The sequence below is a fragment of the Streptomyces marokkonensis genome (assembly GCF_008312835.1).
In the GTDB taxonomy this organism is placed as follows: domain Bacteria; phylum Actinomycetota; class Actinomycetes; order Streptomycetales; family Streptomycetaceae; genus Streptomyces; species Streptomyces marokkonensis_A.
Genome location: NZ_VSKS01000078.1, coordinates 1 through 530 on the forward strand (window position 1 = coordinate 1; position 530 = coordinate 530).

General features: G+C 72.3%; 1 protein-coding gene. It reads right to left on the reverse strand.

Annotated elements, in window-relative coordinates; genetic code table 11:
• Positions 1–530 (reverse strand): beta-ketoacyl synthase N-terminal-like domain-containing protein (locus F1615_RS35485; RefSeq protein WP_149553138.1); only part of this gene is annotated, 530 nt, incomplete at both ends.

Genomic DNA, 530 nt, shown 5'->3' on the forward strand with positions numbered 1-530 from the left:
TGCGAGGACGGCCGGTCCACATGCAGCGTGGCCGGCAGCACACCGTGCCGCATCGCCAGCACCATCTTCATCACACCCGCCACACCGGCACCCGCCTGCGTGTGACCCACATTCGACTTCACCGACCCCAGCCACAGGGGACGACCACCCCCACGCTCCCGGCCGTACGTCGCCAGCAACGCCTGCGCCTCGATCGGATCCCCCAGCCGCGTTCCCGTCCCGTGCGCCTCCACCGCGTCCACCTCGGCGGCCGCCACACCCGCATCCGCCAGCGCCGCCCGGATCACCCGCTGCTGCGCCGGACCGTTCGGCGCACTCAGCCCGTTGGACGCACCGTCCTGGTTGACCGCCGAACCCCGCACCACCGCCAGCACCGGATGCCCGTTGCGCCGCGCGTCCGACAACCGCTCCACCAGCAGCAGACCACCACCCTCCGAGAACCCCGTACCGTCCGCCGCGTCCGCGAACGCCTTGCACCGGCCGTCCGCCGCCAGCCCCTGCTGACGACTGAAATCCACGAACAGACCGGG